This is a genomic window from Bacteroides sp. HMSC067B03 (genome assembly GCF_001811315.1).
Classification (GTDB): Bacteria; Bacteroidota; Bacteroidia; order Bacteroidales; family Bacteroidaceae; genus Bacteroides; species Bacteroides faecis.
Window position 1 is genome coordinate 1 of record NZ_KV804353.1, and the last position, 19404, is coordinate 19404.

Annotated in this window: 11 protein-coding genes; 2 read left to right on the plus strand and 9 right to left on the minus strand. The window is 41.3% G+C overall.

Features of this window, described 5'->3' with window-relative positions; translation table 11 throughout:
* Window positions 1–81 precede the first annotated feature (81 nt).
* From HMPREF2794_RS11365 to HMPREF2794_RS11385, 5 genes are all read right to left on the minus strand, one after another.
* Window positions 82–2979, minus strand: coding sequence for a M60 family metallopeptidase (locus HMPREF2794_RS11365; RefSeq protein WP_070751537.1), 2898 nt, complete (start codon window positions 2977–2979; stop codon window positions 82–84).
* A gap of 8 nt (window positions 2980–2987) precedes the next feature.
* The gene (locus HMPREF2794_RS11370) at window positions 2988–3884 is read right to left on the minus strand and encodes a DUF4959 domain-containing protein (protein ID WP_070751538.1); all 897 of its coding nucleotides are present in this window, start codon (window positions 3882–3884) and stop codon (window positions 2988–2990) included.
* Between the two features lie 38 nt (window positions 3885–3922).
* Window positions 3923–5854: a RagB/SusD family nutrient uptake outer membrane protein gene (locus HMPREF2794_RS11375; RefSeq protein ID WP_010535777.1), complete on the minus strand. Its 1932-nt coding sequence runs from the start codon at window positions 5852–5854 to the stop codon at window positions 3923–3925.
* Window positions 5855–5866: 12 nt separating this feature from the next.
* On the minus strand, window positions 5867–9244 hold the full coding sequence (locus tag HMPREF2794_RS11380; protein ID WP_070751539.1) for a SusC/RagA family TonB-linked outer membrane protein: 3378 nt from the start codon (window positions 9242–9244) through the stop codon (window positions 5867–5869).
* A 64-nt stretch (window positions 9245–9308) separates the two neighbouring features.
* Complete coding sequence (locus HMPREF2794_RS11385) at window positions 9309–10253, minus strand: FecR family protein (protein WP_240053029.1); 945 nt, start codon at window positions 10251–10253, stop codon at window positions 9309–9311.
* A 158-nt stretch (window positions 10254–10411) separates the two neighbouring features.
* Between HMPREF2794_RS11385 and HMPREF2794_RS11390 the strand changes: the two genes are divergently transcribed.
* Window positions 10412–10987 carry an RNA polymerase sigma-70 factor gene (locus tag HMPREF2794_RS11390; protein ID WP_010535774.1) on the plus strand — a complete coding sequence of 192 codons (576 nt, stop codon included), beginning with the start codon at window positions 10412–10414 and terminating at the stop codon, window positions 10985–10987.
* Window positions 10988–11528: 541 nt separating this feature from the next.
* A complete protein-coding gene (xyl3A, locus tag HMPREF2794_RS11395) occupies window positions 11529–14120 on the plus strand; it encodes a xylan 1,4-beta-xylosidase (protein ID WP_070751541.1) in 2592 nt (863 codons plus the stop codon).
* Between the two features lie 195 nt (window positions 14121–14315).
* Here xyl3A and HMPREF2794_RS11400 read toward each other — a convergent pair whose 3' ends face one another.
* The 4 genes from HMPREF2794_RS11400 to HMPREF2794_RS11410 all read right to left on the minus strand — a co-directional run bounded on the left by HMPREF2794_RS11400 (window position 14316) and on the right by HMPREF2794_RS11410 (window position 19304).
* Window positions 14316–15506, minus strand: coding sequence for a THUMP-like domain-containing protein (locus HMPREF2794_RS11400; protein WP_070751542.1), 1191 nt, complete (start codon window positions 15504–15506; stop codon window positions 14316–14318).
* Window positions 15507–15541: 35 nt separating this feature from the next.
* On the minus strand, window positions 15542–16357 hold the full coding sequence (locus HMPREF2794_RS11405) for a M15 family metallopeptidase (protein ID WP_029425111.1): 816 nt from the start codon (window positions 16355–16357) through the stop codon (window positions 15542–15544).
* A gap of 293 nt (window positions 16358–16650) precedes the next feature.
* Window positions 16651–16779 (minus strand): hypothetical protein, encoded by a 129-nt coding sequence (locus HMPREF2794_RS29810; protein ID WP_255324064.1) that lies wholly within the window; start codon window positions 16777–16779, stop codon window positions 16651–16653.
* Between the two features lie 707 nt (window positions 16780–17486).
* Window positions 17487–19304: a family 43 glycosylhydrolase gene (locus HMPREF2794_RS11410; RefSeq protein ID WP_371490396.1), complete on the minus strand. Its 1818-nt coding sequence runs from the start codon at window positions 19302–19304 to the stop codon at window positions 17487–17489.
* Window positions 19305–19404 lie beyond the last annotated feature (100 nt).

The following is a 19404-nucleotide window of genomic DNA, read 5'->3' on the forward strand; positions in this document are numbered from 1 at the left end:
AAAGGTTGTGCCAGCGTTTTGACACAACCTCTTCGATACCTAACCCGATAAATAGTTATATTGAATGTATCTGAGATACGATCAATTCATTGGAATCTCTATACGTTCGCCTGTAACAGAAACGGCACTTAGTTTGAATCCCTCTTTCCAGCGAACCGGAATCGTGAATGTGTCTACTGACGAAGGAGTGTTTTCACCGCTACAGATGAGGACAAATTTACCCGTTTCATCTTTCACTTCGTAAGCCACTACATTGGTCCAGTTCTTTATGGTGATCGTCTCACCGTTATAAGTGACGGCATTATCGCCGGAACCTACCGTAAATGTTTTGGGAGAATGAGTAGCATTCTCTCCTTTTATAATGGCGGGTTTCGTTTTATACAGTTCGTACGTATTATCCGAAATGTATTCTAAAGCGACATCCGGCTGGGTACCTCCCAGTGCGTTTACTTTCTGTTTGAGGGCGTCTATCATGTCTTGTGTTACGGTGAGTTGCTTTTTCCCGTAATCATCCAGTTCTTTATCAACCGGAGTGAGAAATCCCCATTTGGTAAAGAAATCAAGTAAGTTCATGCTGGAAATCTTAGAGCAGGCATATACAAAGTCCAGTTGAATCTCTCCGTGACTCATTCCGGTGTAGTCTTTATTCCGGGCGTATTCATATACTTCCGGATAAAAACCTCCTTTGTCTGCTTGTTGTAACGGAGTCCTGCCCAGTACTTTTCCAAAATAGAGTTCTAATTGCCAGAAAGGAACGAGTTTGCAGAATACATCGTTGGCATTATTCCCTACATTCTGGAAATCGGCATGCGGGCTCCCGGCAGCGATAATTCCACTCCAGGCTTTGGAGTATCTGTTTCTGTAGACAAGTCCCATGTCTTCGACCTGTATTCTGGATGGCTGGCCGAAAATGGTCGTTTGTATATACTCGGACATGATGTTGTTCGTCACTTCCGTATTACCGCCCCACAACACTCCCGGACGTGTCTGGTTGCAATGTCCTATCTCATGGGCAGGTCCCCAGCAACCGCTTGTCTTTAGCCTTTCCGGATTGCAGATTTCGTTCATTGTTGTCCGGTTGTAACCTGTGTGATAGGCTGTTGCATACATGTAGGAGTGATACATAACATTCAAGTACATCCGGTTCCTGAACATCTTGTCGTATTTCTCCAATCCCAGTAACTGCTGTTCACTGTATACGATCTTATCATAGAGGTCTATCAGTTCATCTCCTTTGGAGCCTGCGTACGTTTTGAGGTCGCTCGTTTCGAAAGTGAGGTGGGCATATTTCCCCAGTACATCGAAATACCGGTTGGTTGCTTTGTTGAGCAATTCCGACCAACGTCCGGTATGTTCCGGATTTTGTGAGTCGAAGTAGCCGTTTACTTTTCCCGAAGCAAAATGAATTTTGACAGGAGTTACCCCCGGATCGTCCAGAGTATTCGTGACGTACATCACGTATGCCAGCCCTTGCTCGCTGATAGTAAGCTTGTTGATTCCCTGATTCAGTAAGTAGGTCACTCCACCAAAACCGTCATTCCCGGGCGCATCCAGATTCTGTACCCGCAGTCCGATGTCATAGCCGTGTGTGTCTCCCACCAGAACAATCAGGCTTTCACCTGCCCTGACTGATATTCCGGTTGGATTGTCCAGCTGGCTATAAGGGTTTGTCTTATGGGTTGCCGACTGGATATCCGGATTAGGATATGCCTTGAACTCGTTAATACGGAATTCTGCGGGATACTTACCTTTAATCATATAATAAGCTATATTCTTAAAGAATGGGTATTCGCACTTCGCAATGTCGTCTTCCGTAATACCGTTTTTTAGCTCACTGCAACTTGCGTCTGTGAATAGAGTCGAATAATCAAAATTTACGGGATTCTTTGCGTAGAATTCCATTTCGGCGCATGAAGCAAATCCTTGTCCGTCGCCGGCACCGCTTTTCACGATGAAGCGGAAAGACTTCGCTTGTATCGTTTGGTCGAATGCAACTTTGCCTGCTGTAGCCGAACCTTGAAAATCCTTTTCTAAGAGTTTGGTAAATGTATGACCATCTACTGAATATTGTATTTCTGTTTCTTTGAATCTGCCATTGTTTCCGCTGCTGCGTGGATGGTAGATCAAATAATCGATATCTGTGACTGTTTCAAAATTATAGGTTAGTGTGATGGGGAAATAGTTGCCTGCACCATTACTCCAGCTGGAATGATAAAGTGTCGAGTAGTCTCCGTCAAAAGATTTCTCGATGTCACTGCCGGGTTGAAAAGAAGAAGCCGTTCCGCTTACTACTTTAATCTTGATGTCGCCCTTTACATCTTCTCCGTTGCCTTCGGCAAATTCGTTGAGTCCTTTTTGGGTAACAGATACGAATGCGTTCACAGGCTCTGCCTGTTCGGTATCAATGGCCGGTAGTACTTCTGTTATTTCGATGTTGCCGTGACGCTGATTGTCAAGTACGGTCGCTTTCACCACATAAGTGTGTGTAGTGGTGACTGTGGCTGGTGCGCGGCTGGCAGGTCTCTCAGTAATCCATTCAGGCAAAGTGAATTTTACTTCTACATTTGTCGTCACGTCAAACTGGATTTCTCCACCGATTACCCCTACCTCAAAGCTGGGCTGGTCAACGAGAATGGCAGGTTCGTATCCCAACTGGCGTACGGTGATTGTCTTCGTCTGGTCGGCAGCTATGACGGTAACAGTTGCTTTGCGCACATACCGTTCCTCGCTTTCATCTACAGATATTTTTAGTGCCTTCCCGTCTGCTGACGGGTGGCACCAATTTTTATCTGATTTGACTATCCAGGTATCCACATTGGTAGTGATAACTACACTTTGGCTACCGGACTCACAATTAAAGTCAACTGTCTCTTTCCCAACGGTTAAATTGGGGGTTGAAGAGCCGTCATCGTCAGAGCATGCCGTAGACAGGCATGGCAGAAACGATAGTAGAAAGAAAAGCAGTGTATATTTCTTCATTTGTGTTTTTATTCCGGTACGACCATTGAACATTTGTAGATTTCCAATTCTCCCAGTGCAAAATAGGAGGTGCCTTTAGTAGTCTCTGTCACTTCAAACCAAAGATATCGGGAAGGTTTTGACAAAGGGATTATTTCGGAATTATATACTTCACTTGTTCCGTCGGGAAGTTCCGTCAAAGTGGTTTCCTTATGAGTGCCTGCCTGTGAGATATCGACACTGTCTCCATTTATAAATTTCACACCATCAAACCATTGGGCCGGATTGTAATCATCGCTCGTATATAAATTAATCGTTTTCCACGAGCTGTCTGCCGGACGGTTCGTATTGGTTGAACGGAACTTGATAGCACTGACTTCTTCTCCTAAGTCTATCACGAGGTAATGAGGCATTGCCACTGTCGTTTGCCACTGAGAATGGAAGAAGTTTGTAATATCTCCATCTACCAAAGCCGTTACCGGACGGGTAGGGAAGGGGGCATTGGTCCATATCTTCTTGCCATCCAGTGCCAGTTTCACAGGAGTGCCGAAAGTGGGACTGGCTTTTTCAGCCTGAGCCGTTATTTGGTGGCTGGGCCCTGCCGTATTGCCACGATTGAAGACTTGTACGGTGAAGTCGATTTCACCGTATTTTTGTAACAGGTTATCTATCACCAGTTCACTGGCATATTGGCTGACTTGTTTTCTGTACGATTTACCGGTTGCTTCGATGCTATATTCTACTTGTACATAATAGAGGTTTTCATCGGCAGGCGTCGTCCAGCTCAAAGTAATCTGTCCGGGACCGGGAGTCGCTTTCAGATTGTCGATGTCGCTGGGTGTCGGATACGATGAACTGTCATCGTTACAGGAGAAAAGCATGGCCAATCCTCCGATAAGGTACATCGCCATAAGTATCTTTTTCATAATCAGATTGTTTTTTTATAGTTGTTATTCATCATTGATTAGTAACCCGGGTTCTGCACCATGTTTGGATTTTTGCTGACCTCACCTGCAGGAATAGGCATCAGATACTGACGGGGAGCATCGAATGTACGTTTGTCCTGTATCTCTACAATCTTGGCAAAGTCTTCCAATCTCTCGGCAAGAATGTTCAGGCCACGTGCTTTGACATTGAAATAGGTTTCTCCCATTTTCCAGCGGCGAATATCCCAGAAGTTATGATTTTCCTGATAAAGCTCGATCATACGTTCCTGTCTGACAATTTTCATCACTCTGCCGTCAGGACCGCATTGACCGTCGTAGCTTGTCAAAGGCTGTTTGGCCTTTGCCCAACTTTCCAATACGGGTTTAAGTCCGGCGCGTTTGCGTACCTTGTCCAGATAGGCCATTCCTTTTTCGGGATAACCTTCTTTACCGTATCCTACACAAGCTTCGGCATAATTCAGGTAAAGTTCGGCAAGACGAATGATAGGCCAGGGGTATTCGATGGTCGGTTCTACTTGGTTGATGTTAGCTTCTGTACCCGGATGCACTCCTTTTTTGTTCAGATATCCTGTTTTAGAGTAGTTCTGACTACGGGCAGCAGTAACGACTTTTCCGTCATCGGCTCTGACGCCGCAGTTTTCTGTTGCCAAGAAGCCGGTTATCCATTTGTCATCTGAAGCTTTGGCCCCCCAGAAACTACTATACGCATATCTTTCTTCAGTAGTACGGCATTCATAATAACCGTTTTCAAAAGCAACCCATGCATAAAAGCGGGGCTCGCGATTCATATGCATATACAGCGTTTGTCTTCCCGGTACAGCATAAGTGGTACCATCCGGGATAGTCACGATGTCCAGTTTGTTGTTAATGTTGAACTCCGGATCTTCATCAATCGGCAATCCATTGGCTGTGTAAAACCGGTCGATCATTGTGATAGTGGGGGCGATACCATTCCATGAACCACGGGGGAAGTAGGGAATCGATTTACGTTGGATACTGTAGGTTCCGGCCTTGCGGGTTTCAGCGAAGATCACTTCACCGTAGTCTTCTTTGTCTATGAAGGTCATACGTAAACTACGTTGTGTCAGATCATTTGGCTCCGGATAAGAGGTGCTGACGGAAGTTGATTCATAAAGTTTATAATGAGCAGCATCTGCCAGTTCGATCGCTTCCCATGCTGCATCTGCGGCACGCTTATATTTCTCTTCCGAATAAGTGGTTGACAGTAATTGCTCACCATCGGGATTCTTGAAATTTGCATAGTCAGGGTTTCCGTTGAATAGTGGTGAGGCGGCATAAAGCAGCATACGCGCTTTCAGGCTTTTTGCAGCAACGCTGGTGGCTCGTCCATAATCAGCAGTGCTACGTGTAGCAGGCAGTCTTTGAGCAGCATCATCAAACAAGTTGGCTACCCAATCGATGCATTCATCGTAAGGACGGCGTCCGAGCATGTTGGCTGCTGGTGTATCGAGTGCCGGGAGTTCTTTTACCAAGACAGTCGGCCCGTAGCATTTAATCAATAACAAGTGGAAGTAAGCAATCAGGAAGTCTGCTTCCGCTGTATAAAGGTCTATTTCGTCCTTACTGATGTTAGGAACAGAACTGATATTAGCTTTCAATAGGTAGCATTGACGGATACCTTGGAACAGTGTATTCCAGTAGCTGATAATCGTATTGCTGGAGTCGTAAGAACCTTCTGCAAATTTTACGTAAGTCTCGGCAAACGGACTGATAGTCTCATCTCCGGTGAAGTCCATACATCCCTGAACCATATTAGATTGGGGGAGGTAACCGTAGCATGAGTACAAATATTTTAATGCCGCACGTGGGTTTGCAAAAGCATCTGCTTCTGTGGCTGTCTCATCAGGAACGATGTCCAGGTAGTTACAGGAAGTATTCAATCCCATTACTGACAAGAAGAACAGTAAATATAAAATATGCTTTTTCATGTTTCTCAGGTATTATTTGTTGTTAATAGTCATTTGGAATCCAATGTTGAATACGCGCTGGGTAGGATATGAAAGACCGCTACCGCCACCTTGTTCAGGGTCCCATAGCTTGAAGGGGGCAAACGTTAGCAAGTTGGAGCCACTGATGTATATACGCATATTTTTATGAGTATAGCCGATTTCTGCATTTTTTAATTTTAGGAAAGCTCCGTTACGTTGCCAGTAGGTAGACAACTTTGTATTGTTAGCATTGGTCTTTCTAGATAAACGCGGATAAGTCGCATTGGTATTCTGGTTGTCCGGACTCCAGCGTTCGTCTGCTATCCATGAAAGTACGTTGCGCAATGAGTTATCGCCGAACGGGTGCATATCTTTCACCATGAAAGACGTTTTGGCTACTCCCTGGAAGAAGAAGGAGAAGTCCAGATTCTTCCATTTGATAGATGGACCGAAACCGTATACAATTTCAGGTACACTTGGATATTTTGCCCATACCCAGTCGTCTGTATCAGTTAGATTGTCGTCATATCCGTACCAGTCTCTTGATACATTTACGTATTTGATATCACCCGGAACGATCGTTGAGCCCAGCTGTTGCTGATGGTGTGCAATATCTTCACTGTCAATAAAGAGCCCGTCAGCGATATAGATGGCATTCATATTGGCACTCGCCCCTACTTTTGACTGCCAAGGGTATTTGGGAGACTCATCATATTTGGTGATTTCATTATGTGCATAGGTGAAAGTTCCTTTAAAGCTGACGAACCAGTCTTTGTTGAACTGTTTGTTATAGCTGGCTGCCAGTTCAAATCCTTGGTTGCGCATAGCGGCTAAGTTACCATATACTTTGGTGGATGCCGTACCCATATAAGTTGGTACGGTTTGTTTCTCCTGGAAGATGTCGCGACGATTTTCACGGAAGATGTCGAATGTTAAATCAAGAGAACGGAATAATTGTAGGTCAACTCCGAAATTTATCTTTTCTCCAACTTCCCATGTGATATCTTCGTTGGCATAACGTTGATATACCGGACCGCTGTAGGTTACATTCTGATTGACACCTGTGGTAAATCCTTTTCCGCTTAAATTGATTTGAGACATATAGAGGAAACGTGCATCGCTAATCTGGTCGTTACCCACCAATCCCCATGAAGCACGTAGTTTTAATTTACTGATTGTGTTTTTCAAAGGTTTGAAGAAATTTTCTTCACTGATGTTGTAACCTACGGCAACAGATGGGAAAAGACCGAAACGATGTCCTTTTGCAAAGTTTTCCGAACCATTATAACCAACGTTCACTTCAGCCATATATTTTCCTGCATAAGCATAAGAAGCACGTGCTGCAACTCCTTGTTTGCGTTTGGGTAATGAACCGATGAAGTTTCCGTTGCCCGGTACATTGTTTACATATTCGTCCTGGCTGTAGATAAACATTGCATTGATATCATGTTCGTCAAAAGTGCGGCTATAATTCAGCATTCCTTCTAAATAGAAACGGCGGTCGCCGGAAGTTGAATTGGTCGCAGTCAAGTCTGTCTGGAATTCGTCTCCGATGCGGCTGGTAGTATAGGTATAGCCGCCATTACCGTCCTCTTCGTATCCTGTCAATGCGAATCTGTTCCATTTACCGGCGCGTGCGTTGGTAGAGCTTGACCAGTTCTTGAATGAAGCTAACGCCTTAAAGCTTAATCCTTCTGTCAGGAAGTCTAGTTTCTGATTGAATTCCAAGGCGGCAATCACTGTGCTCTCAAATGACTTATTGTAACCTGTAGCGGCCTGAGCCACCGGGTTTGTCTGGTAGTCGGCATTCACACGCTCTGTTGCTCCCCATTTGATATAAGGAGTTTCACCGTCATCCGGGAAATAGACCGGAAATTCAACAGGCGATGTATTCATGGCATTGCTGAAGATTGCTCCTACTCCTTGATTGGGAGTAGTCATGTTGCGTAACTGTACGTTCAGACGCAATGATAATTTAGAACTATTACTCAATTTGGCATTGATGTTATTCTGAAAGTTGTAGCGCATCACATCAATATTATTATTGTATGAGAAAAAGTCCTTTGAACGATTTTTCAGCATACCCGATTCGTGATTGATAGAGATGCTGGAGAAGTAGTCTACCCGTTTTCCACCACCGCGGATGTTGAAGTTGAATTTTTCACTGTAAGAAACGTCTTTGAACAGTTCGTTATACCAGTTTACGTTTGGATAAATGTACGGATCTAGTCCGGCACGCGTTCCTGCAATCCTTTCGTTACTGTAGAGTACATCACCGCTGTTATCATTATTGACGGCTTCGTTGAAAAGTTCCATGTATGTAGCACCATCTACGAATTTCGGTGTGCTGGTTGGTTGGGATATTTGTCCTTCCATGCGGAAGTTTATGATTGGCTTATCCAGGTTCATACCCGACTTAGTTGTCACAATCATTACACCGTTGGCACCGCGAGTACCATACATAGCTGTTGCTGTGGCATCTTTCAGAATGGAGAAGCTATCGATGATTTCGGGGTCAAGATTGTTCAGGTCACTTGAACTTACCTGTATACCATCCAGAATAATCAGCGGATCAGTAACTCCATTCATCGTAGAGACACCACGAATCCAAAAGTTGGCACCGTCAGCACCTGGCTGACCACTGCGCTGCACTGCGACAACACCCGCCAGACGTCCGGCAAATGCAGTAGACAAGTTGGTGGATGGAACCTTTAATTCTGCCGGTTTGATCGCTTCAACTGAACCGACCATACTGGCTTTCTTTTGTCCGGTACCATAGGCTGTAACAACTACCTCTTCCAGCTGTTTAGCATCCTCAGTCAACTCAATTGACAATACTTTATGTGAACCAATCTTGATTTCTTTTGGGGTATAACCCACATAAGAAATGATAATGACATCCGACGGACTAGCCATAATCGTGAATTTTCCGTCAATGTTAGTAATCACTCCTGTTGCAGCTCCTTTAATTTGTACAGAAGCTCCAATAATTGATTCACCCGTGTTAGCATCGATTACTACACCTACGATTTCTGATTTCTTCGCTCCTGGTTTGGGCTGTTGGGTTTCATCTGACTTTGCACTTTTAAGAATAATCTCATTATTCTTTATGACATAGTCGATACCACTGTTACTAAATACTTTTTTTAATACTTCGTTGATATCTCCTTCGCAATCATAATCTTTCTTTTCGTCATTAGTGATGACACCGGACTTGAAAAAGAACGTGTACTGGCTATTTTCTTCAATCAACTGAATAGCCTGTTGCATGGTGATGGACTGACCTTTGAGAATGATCCTCTTTCCTTGCGCACTGTGGGCATGGAGAGCCATTGGAAGGAAGCAAATCAATAGAACGGCATATCTGAGTATGCTGTCACTAAAATGCATGTTTTTCATGTTTCTAAAAAGGTTAAAGTGAATTATAATAAACTATTAGTTTTTCTGATATGTATTAAAATAATATGATGTTGTTATTTTCCTGTTTTTCATTTAAGTCCAGACTGATACATATCTTTTCTATGATATCAGTAAGCGGCTCATTTTTATGTATCGTTCCGTTGAACTTTAATTTCTTCAGTTTTTCTTCTTTGATGATGATGTTTACATGGTAAGAGCGATTGATGAATTCAATGAATTCTTGTAATGGCTTATCAGTAAAACGATATTTGTTTGAACGCCAGTCATATTCATTGATATCTATATTTGTACATACAATTGATTTGGTATGGGCATTGTATACGATGTGTTCAGCTGGTTTCATCGGTAGTTCTTTTCCTCCTTCTTCAGCCTGAAATATAATAGATCCTGTAAATAAGGTTATTTCAGATTCTATATTTTCAGATTTAATGTTGAATTCGGTGCCGGTTACTTCGATATGCGATTCATGAAAATAGACCCTGAAAGGTGTTCCATGAGCTTTCTTCACTTTAAAGAAAGCTTCTCCTTTTTCTAGAAAGATTTCTCTGTTGTTTAGGAATGACTTGTGATAACGGATTTGAGAAGCTGCGTTGAGCCATACTTCTGAACTATCTGGTAGCGTGATTGCTAGTTTATCATCCACAGGAGCACTGATGTTGATGTAAGATGATGAAACATTATTAACTATCCAGAAGCCGACAATGAAGAGAGCGACAGTGGCCGCAATGGAATACCCGATGTGATAGTATTTTCTATTTTTTAATATAGGCTGTTTTTCACTCCGGCATTTAACCATAATCTTATTAAGTATGTTTTGAGAAACCACATTATCTTGTATGTGAGCCTTTGGTGCTTTCTTCCATTGTTGAGATTGGAAGTTTATCATAGGCTTCTCATCGAGAAGTTGTTCTCTTTCAGAAGTCGTCAGGTTATCAGCCAACATCTTTTTTATAATATTAATGAGTTCTATTGAATCCATGTCTTTATAGTTTAATAATAATGGTAATCATTGATTCTGGTTACATACTAAATACTTCTCATTTAGCTTTTACCCCTATCTGTTATAAAAAAAATGTGTTTTATTTTTGCTTCTTTTAAATAATGTGTAGATTTGAAGCCACTAATATATACGCAACTATGAACGAAGTAGAAAGAGTGTTAGCGATTAAAGATGGTGATCATCAGGCATTTATAAATTTGTATAACGAATATTGGAGTCAGGTGTATGACTTTAGTCGGTTGTATATTACTACAATTGCTGATGCAGAGGAAATTGTTCAGGATGTGTTTGTGAAGTTATGGGAATCAAGGCATTTATTGAAAGAAGATGAAAATATTAAGGGCTTTCTCTTTATTGTTACCCGAAACATTGTATTTAATAGGCATAAAAAGAAAGTAAATGAGAATCTTCTTAAAACTTCTGTTTTATCAGCTTTTGGACATGAAAGTTATTATAACTCCACTAGTGTGGAGGAAGATTATTGTGCTTCTCAACTAAAGATTTTCATTGATAAGTTAATCAACTCACTTCCTGAACAACAGAGAAAATGTTTTTTGTTAAGTCGTGAAGAGAATCTGAGTTATAGAGAGATAGCCGAGAGACTTGGTATTAGTCAGAAGACTGTAGAAATACATATGAGCAAGGCTTTGAAGTTTCTGAAAGACAAGGTTAAACGGGGATGGGAAATTCTTTTGTCACTTCTTTCATTTTAGTTGTAATAATAAGGATTGTTTATCAGAACTTTATAGCTAAATCATTTGCTTTTAATATGAATTGTTTGACCATTTAATGAGGTTATCCTTTTTGGATAGACCATTCTTTCTTGTCTTTTTTGATACTATATAAAGGGATACTTATCTTCCTTTTTCGATTATTGATAGGGATATGTTCTATACATGATTTCATGAGTCTCTCTTTTAAGACAGGATGCTCGGAGTCACTAAAAAACAATAATATAATAGAAAGTTGTATACTTATAGCGATAATTAGGTTCTAAAATTTATAGCAATAAACTTTGATTCATATAATTAGTCTGATGATAAAAAAGTTGGGAAAAAGTTTTGTATGATTACTGTTTTTGTGCTAAATTTATGACTAATCTCTATTTCAAGTTATGTATTAATGTTTGAATGGAAACTTCGGTCGCTTTTTGATCATACTTATTGTATTTTGTAGGCAATGGTTTGAATGTCATATATAACAGAGAATTACAGAACTGATAGAATAAATAAAACTTCAACTAATTCGGACAAAATGAAAAGAGTACTATTGACTTTGAGTATGAGTATCGCTACATTGGTGGGTACTTTGGCGCAAAATGAACCTTATAAGAATCACCAGTTGTCTCCAAAAGAACGTGCAGATGACTTGTTGGGGCGGTTGACATTAAAAGAGAAAATTGGCTTGATGCAGAATTCTTCTAATGCGGTGGAGCGTCTGGGGATTGCTCCTTACAATTGGTGGAGCGAGGGATTACATGGTGTTGCCCGCAATGGGCTGGCAACAGTATTTCCGATAACGATGGGAATGGCCTCTACTTTTGATGATGAAGCTATCGAAAAGATATATACAGCCGTGAGTGATGAAGGACGTGCTAAATTCCACGACGCACATCGTCGTAACCGCTATGGGTGTGGAAATGAGGGACTTACTTTCTGGAATCCTAATGTGAATATTTTCCGTGATCCGCGCTGGGGCCGGGGGCAGGAGACTTTTGGAGAAGATCCTTATCTGACTACTCGGATGGGAGTATCTGTAGTAAAGGGCATGCAAGGACCGGCAGATGCTGCATATGATAAGACTCATGCATGTGCTAAGCATTATGCTGTACATAGTGGTCCTGAAGCGAAGCGTCACTCTTTCGACGTAGAGCATCTCTCTCCTCGTGATTTGTGGGAGACTTATTTGCCTGCCTTCAAAGCACTTGTGCAAGAAGCAGATGTAAAGGAAGTAATGTGTGCCTATCAGCGTTTTGAGGGAGAACCTTGTTGTGACAGTAACAGGTTGCTGACGCAAATCCTACGGGATGAATGGGGATATAAGCATCTGGTGGTCAGCGACTGTGGCGCTATCAGCGATTTTTTCTATAAAGACCGTCATGGAACGCATAAAGATGCAGCTGATGCTAGTGCTTCTGCTGTGATTAATGGTACGGATTTGGAATGTGGTGTCGAATATGCTCATCTGGAAGAGGCTGTAAAGAGAGGTTTGATTACGGAGGAACGTATAAATACCAGTTTGCGCCGCTTGCTAGAGGCTCGTTTTGCCTTGGGTGAGATGGACCCAGATTCCATTGTTGCTTGGAGTAAAATCGGTATCGACACTGTAGATTGCGATTTGCACAGACAAATGGCTTTGGACATAACACGCAAATCAATGGTATTGCTTCACAATAACGGTATACTTCCTTTGGCAAAAACATCGACGCGTATTGCCGTAATGGGACCCAATGCCGTAGATTCAGTCATGCAATGGGGGAATTATAAAGGAGTACCTTCGCATACATATACCATTCTGGAGGGAATACGCAATAAAGTTGGTAACGTTCCTTACGAAAAAGGATGTGAATTATTGGAGAATCAGGTTTTTGATTCTTACTTCAATGAGATTTCCAACAAGGGATATCATGGCTTAACCGCTACTTATTGGAATAATATGAACATGAGTGGGGATGTGGCTGCTACGGAGCAATACACTTCTCCGGTTAATCTGAGTAACGGTGGCCATACTGTATTTGCTACAGGAGTCGGATTATACAACTTCACAGCAATATATGAAGGTACTTTCTGTCCGAAGAAGGATGGTAATTATACATTAATTATTGAGGGAGATGATGGTTATCGGGTATATGTGAATGGCAGTAAGGTAATTGATTATTGGGGAGAACATGCCAGTGCAAAAAGAGAATATACATTGAAAGCTACAGCAGGGCAGGACTATAAAATAAAAATAGAGTATATGCAGGCAGGTGCAGAGGCTTTGTTGAAGTTTGATTTAGGTATTTATCGGCAGATCCCTGCTGCAACGGTTGTTGATAAAGTAAAGGACGCGGATATTGTCATTTTTGTGGGTGGTATTTCACCGGATTTGGAAGGAGAAGAAAAACATTTTGTAAATTGTCCCGGCTTCTCTGGTGGCGATCGCACCTCGATTGAACTTCCGCAGGTGCAACGGGATATTCTGAAAGCATTAAAGAAAGCAGGTAAGAAAGTGGTTTTTGTCAACTGTTCCGGTTCGGCAGTAGCATTGGTTCCTGAAATGGAGTCATGTGATGCCATCTTGCAGGCGTGGTATCCTGGACAAGCAGGTGGATTGGCTGTGGCAGACGTTCTGTTTGGAGATTTTAATCCGAGTGGGAAACTGCCTGTTACTTTTTATAAAAGTACGGACCAATTGCCGGATTTTGAAGATTACAGCATGAAAAACCGTACATATAGATATATGGTAGAAGCTCCTTTGTTCCCTTTTGGATATGGATTGAGTTATACTACTTTTGATATATCTAAAGGACGTCTAAATAAGAAATCTATATCTGCCGGAAAGGATTTAAATTTTAAAGTCAATGTGAAGAATACAGGGAAGTGCGATGGTGCTGAAGTCATTCAGGTATATGTCCGTAAGGTGGATGATATGGAGGGACCGGTAAAGAGTTTGCGGGCTTTCCGCCGGGTACCGTTAAAGGCGGGAGAGTCTTGTGTAGTATCCATTGATCTTTTACCAGCTACATTTGAATTCTTTGATCCGGTTACAAATACAATGCGTGTTATGCCCGGAAAATACGAAGTTATGTATGGCAATAGCTCGGATATAGCTTCGGAGAACAAACTAAGTGTTATACTTCGGTAATAAGAATGTATGCGCTTATAAAATAAATATAAATAGCCTCGTGAACTGTTGTTTATGAGGCTATTTTATATTCCGGAATATTCAGTAAAATACTTGAAAAAACAGACTATCCGGAACCTTTCATTGTTTCCACAACAATCTGTTGATGTGTATCATGCTGGAGGAAGTCATGTTATAATGCTTCTATTGCATGACTCAGACTTTCTCACAGCGAACCAGTACTTTCTGTTCATCGTTTAAGGTGCTGGCAAATAGATAAGTGTTCCCACCTTCCATAAGTTTGGTGCGTTTACGGAGTTCGGCAACTGTAGCCGGAAAATTGCGTACTGTAATATTTGCTTTCTTTAGGTCTGCAAGTCCCTTTTTTATTTCTTTTTTGTTAAAACTGCACTGGTTGACGATGTGAAAAATTCTGCCGGGAAAATTTCCGATCAAAGTATCGGAAGTATAAAGATGACTATTAGGATGCAACTTTTTAACAGGAAATGCAGAAGTGATGATGCGGAAAGCTCCGGCTTTCAAGAGCGAGGCATTGGGTTCGTAGAGATAATTCTCCAATGTATTAGTGTAACTGCATTTGCTGCGCTGTTCTTCCTCACGGGTGAAGACAAAGCGTTGTTCCTTCTGCATTCCCTTTGTATAGAGGTTGATGCAATGGATGGGTATTTCATCTGCCGGTGTTTGTCCAAGTATCAATAGTAATTCTTTGCATTCATTGTTGGCGGATATGATATGAACTTCTTGCACACTTTGTAACTCTTTTAATGCCAATGTCAGGTCGAGCATGGGAGAAAGTTTGATCATGACTCGCTTGCCTTTTTTCAATAAGAGTTCTTCCAGTTCGGCTACGTTAGGTTCACAATCGGAGATGGCAACTGTCTTTCCTCCGTGCCCGTTACGACGGGCAGGATCGAGGAAGATACAGTCTACCGGAGACATGGCATTCAGATAATCTACTCCATCCTCATTTCTTACATCAATATGTTTTAAATTCAGAATAGGAAAATTATGTATTGCTATTTCACAGAGATCTTTCTGGCGTTCCACATAAGTAACGGACTGGAATTTGGCAGCAAGGAAAGAACAATCAATCCCGAATCCTCCGGTTAAGTCTGTCAGAGAATTGCCTTTTAAAAGAGTTGCTTTGTAGTGGGCGGTGACTTCTGAGGAACATTGTTCCAGTGACAAATGCTTTGGATACCATATATCGTTTATTTCTTTCCATGATGGAATTTTTTCGGCTGCTACTTGCCTTCCTGCTATCTGTGTGATGGCGGTCGGCATATCTACGTTTGGGTATTTTCTGCCTTGCAGGGCCAGAATGCGTATATCGTCCGTTTGATGTTGGCGGATAAAGAGCTGAGTTTCGGGTGAAATTTGCATCATAGGTTGTTTATATTCGGTGTTATATGGTGGATTTGTTATGGTATTACATTGTATTTTTTGCGAGCTTCCTCGCGGCTACAGAAATTGAAATGCCACCATTCGCTGGGCAATGCACGGAATCCGGCTGTTTTCATCACTTTCCTTAGTAATATTCGGTTCTGACGTTCCGCTTCGGTAATTTTGCCGTTTCGTACCAGTTCGCCTTCCTCTGTGATATGTGCTTCTACACCAAGATGATCTACTTTTGTGCCCATGGATAACGGGTGGCCCAAAGAATCCAGAATACTGATGTCTACCGCCAGGCCGTAGTTGTGAAGTCCGCCTCCACGGTTTGGGTTAGAAATGTATCGGTATTTGGAAGTTCCTTTGACTACATCCCACATTTTTCTTTGTACAGACATCGGACGTGCAGCATCATAAATGATGAGACTGTAGGATGGATACAATTCTTTCAGTGTTTTTTGTGCTTTCATAAGAGCATGTGCCGCATCGACATGCAGGTAGGCTTCTGCCAGACTATCATAAAGAATTTCTCCGGTGAAGTTATCCGCTTGGGTGTACATTAGGCTGATGGCAATACTGCTGTCCAGTTCCGCTATATTTACCAGACCAAGGGAATCCATGTAAAGGGCCATCGGGCTTTTCTCATGTCCCGAGGTCGGTTGGTTGCCGACTTTATTTTTCTGCAAGAGGGTGGCATGAATGGAGTCCGCATGAATAAGGACTGTGTACATAGGATCTGTACACGTTGTTTCGGTTGCTGTAGATGTCCTTTTCTCCTTGTGTCCTGATGTGCAGGAATATCCTGCTAACAGAAAACAAAAGACAGGTAAACTATATTTCAGAATCATGACTACTCCTTTGGATTTAGTGTGCCAAAGATACTTCTTTTTGAATTTAGCGCCAATAAAAAGCCCTTTTTACGTTGTTTGTCGGATATATATGTGTGTTGGATACGCAAGATTATACAGAAACCGTATTTTTAACTTTCGATGTTGGCTATTACTTTTTCAGTTTTGTTGTTTTCTTCCATATTTCGAGTAGAGTGTTTAATGCGGCACCTTTGGTAGATTGCATGCCAAGACGATACAGATTGCATGTAGGCTTTTTACCGGTGAAAAGGCGTTTTTTTGTCCACACATTACTAAATAATAGTCATATTTTCCACTCTTTTGGGGAGTTTGTTGAAAGAGCCGAAGTATCTGTAAACGGTGAAAGGAATAAACTTGTTCGGAGACAGATTGGAATATTGATAAGAAATAGTATCAGTCATAAATAAACTGTATTTGATTCTATATTTCCCCAATATAGATATTTATTTTTAAGGAAGAAGGGGAGAGATGTATTCAGATTGATTTTATGAGTTGTTTACTCATGCCTGGATGTTGAATTAAGAGAAGAGAAAATTTGTTTTTATCCCTCTGTTTTATGATTTGGCAGAAAAAACTTGAACTGTTTTGAGCGTTTGGTGTTTCTTGCCGGAATTGATTATTAAAATTGGTTCATATCTTGGTATAGACTTGTATTACTATGGGTATAGACGAAATATAATATTGTAAAACAGTGGTTTATATTATTCTGCTTTGCACTAAAATAACGTTTTTTATATAGCTGCAGATACAATTCTTAATAACTTGAATACAATTCTTTATATATAAATATATTATTATTAATAACTGATTTAGAATCCTTGTTCCTTATCTAATCTTGAAACTGTATTTTTGCTCAGCAATATCATTGAAATGTGGTATTGTGACTAATAAGTGTTATGAAATATTAGATTAAGGTAGCTGTTTGTGAAAATCGCTCCAATATTGTTTGTTTTGTTTGTGTTATCCCATTTTGAATGCCAAGAGTGGTTTCAAAATGGGATTTTGCATGAATATGGAGCAGACGTTATAAAACAGTATCTCTTGTTGGAAAAAAGATTTGGAGATACTTTTGTAGGTAGTGCAACTGTGTAATTCTGTTTTAGAGAAATTATTGTGGCATTCCGAAAGCTGCGAACTCATAAATTCCGTCAGCCCACATTGCGGAATTGTTTGTATGTACGTTGACAACACCATAAACGCGCAGGCGTAGATATCTGTAGGGTGTCGCGTCCTCAATGGGGAGGATTTGAAAGCCTACTTGCCAGTTCGTTCTACCGTCAATGAGCATCTTATAACTTTTACCGTCCTGACTGCCTTCGACTGTGTATTTATAAGCAGCTTCAGATCCATTGACTAATCTTGTAGAAAGATTTATTTCTGAGATCTTGGCATTCTTCTGCATGTCGACAACGAACAGGTGTGGGGCACCAACAGGAGAATTTGAACTCTTTTGAAAAAAGTCGGAAGAATTCAGATCGGCTCCATCGGTGATGCAATCGGCTTTTACCCCTTTTGCACCGCTAACCTGAGAAGTTACGGGCATATTTAATGTGAGATTTTTCCCATTTTGAACGGGAATGATGCCGTATTTCTCGTCAAACTCCAGATATCTGTAGTAATCCATTGAAGCATATCCTTGGTTGAATGAAGCGACAGAGACTCTTGGAAAGTTACCATCCGGGTCTTTGTGATGGTATTGTGCTCCCCAATGATAGCTCCATACCCCGTAAGTTGATTTATCAGTACCGATTCTTCTGATGTTGTTGAACTGGGCACCGAAGGTAGAGTTGCTTCCGATTTCTCTCAATGAGGTCCATGCTCCTCCTAAATCAGTGGTGGATGCGTACATTGTCTGACTCGGATACCATCCGGAAGCTTTTGAACTAAAGAAGTAGTATTCTCCGTCTTTCTTTATGATAGCAGGAGTTTCTCGATGCTCCCCTTTACAAATCGTGTTGACCAATGAGACTGGTTTTGTCCATGATTCATCCAGTTTGTAGATGTTTATATCACTGTTCGTATTAGTAGCGGAAAGCAGATATGCCGTATTGTCATCGTCTACGAAAAGCGATTGGTCTCTTGAATCATGCCCCAATGGTCTTTCCATCGTACCGACTTCAACCGTTCCCTTTGGAGTTATTTGTGCCAGATATATTTTAGCAGCTGTGTATCCCGGACCGTCTTCATAATGTGCTGATAACACTACTTTGTTTGTTTTTTTATTGTAGCGGAAAGCGATACCTTCGAATTTAACATTGGGGTAGAAAGCTAGTTCCCGTGGAGTACTCCAGCTATCCTTAAGCCCTGTCTGAGAGTAACTCTCAAAAATGGCCCATCCCTTTAGTGTTTTCTCATCTACTACCTTGTCGATATTCTCCATTTTGTAGGAGAAATAGAGATTACCTATTTTCATGCCACCGGGCTTGTCTGCAGATCCTTTGGCAATATATTTCCCGTTTATATTATCGTAAACCTCAACTTCACCGGTAGGAGCAAAGGTGGTGGCTGTTTGAGACGCAGTGGTTGCGACTTTATTATTTCCATCTTTGTATGCTTCAATATGATAAGTATATGTTTTCCCCACCGGTAGATCATAATCATCGTAAGTGTCGCCTTTAGCTTCACCTATCAACTTTCCATCTCTGTATATTTTATACAGATTTGCATCTTCCCGCTGCATCCAGTTTATTTTTACGTTCCTGACATCCTTTTCACCTGTAAGTTTAAACTCGGTTGTTGTGATAGCCCAAATGTTGATGCCGGAGTTATCTTCGGCTACAGTTGCAGTATGTGTTATTGCATTTGTGCTTGGGTTATTGTGTTCGGCGGCGATAAGACTGAAAGGGGAAAAACATGGCAAGCTGAAAAACAAAGCGGAGACAAGTAAAAGAGAACTTTTGATTTGCTGATTTTTAAGATTCATCATTGTAATGTAGATTAAGTTTTGAGAATTTTTGTTTTTGGTATTAATTATCGCTCTACAAAAGTCCTTATTTTTAACAAGAAACAGGTCTTCTTTTAGATCA

Excerpts from the sequence above, each read along its gene's own strand:
- HMPREF2794_RS11375 (WP_010535777.1), bottom strand. The coding sequence starts at position 5,854 with ATGAAAAAGCATATTTTATATTTACTGTTCTTCTTGTCAGTAATGGGA.
- HMPREF2794_RS11370 (WP_070751538.1), bottom strand. The coding sequence starts at position 3,884 with ATGAAAAAGATACTTATGGCGATGTACCTTATCGGAGGATTGGCCATG.
- HMPREF2794_RS11365 (WP_070751537.1), bottom strand. The coding sequence starts at position 2,979 with ATGAAGAAATATACACTGCTTTTCTTTCTACTATCGTTTCTGCCATGC.
- HMPREF2794_RS11405 (WP_029425111.1), bottom strand. The coding sequence starts at position 16,357 with ATGATTCTGAAATATAGTTTACCTGTCTTTTGTTTTCTGTTAGCAGGA.
- HMPREF2794_RS11400 (WP_070751542.1), bottom strand. The coding sequence starts at position 15,506 with ATGATGCAAATTTCACCCGAAACTCAGCTCTTTATCCGCCAACATCAA.
- HMPREF2794_RS11385 (WP_240053029.1), bottom strand. The coding sequence starts at position 10,253 with ATGGATTCAATAGAACTCATTAATATTATAAAAAAGATGTTGGCTGAT.
- xyl3A (WP_070751541.1), top strand. The coding sequence starts at position 11,529 with ATGAAAAGAGTACTATTGACTTTGAGTATGAGTATCGCTACATTGGTG.
- HMPREF2794_RS11410 (WP_371490396.1), bottom strand. The coding sequence starts at position 19,304 with ATGATGAATCTTAAAAATCAGCAAATCAAAAGTTCTCTTTTACTTGTC.
- HMPREF2794_RS11390 (WP_010535774.1), top strand. The coding sequence starts at position 10,412 with ATGAACGAAGTAGAAAGAGTGTTAGCGATTAAAGATGGTGATCATCAG.
- HMPREF2794_RS11380 (WP_070751539.1), bottom strand. The coding sequence starts at position 9,244 with ATGCATTTTAGTGACAGCATACTCAGATATGCCGTTCTATTGATTTGC.
- HMPREF2794_RS29810 (WP_255324064.1), bottom strand. The coding sequence starts at position 16,779 with ATGACTGATACTATTTCTTATCAATATTCCAATCTGTCTCCGAACAAG.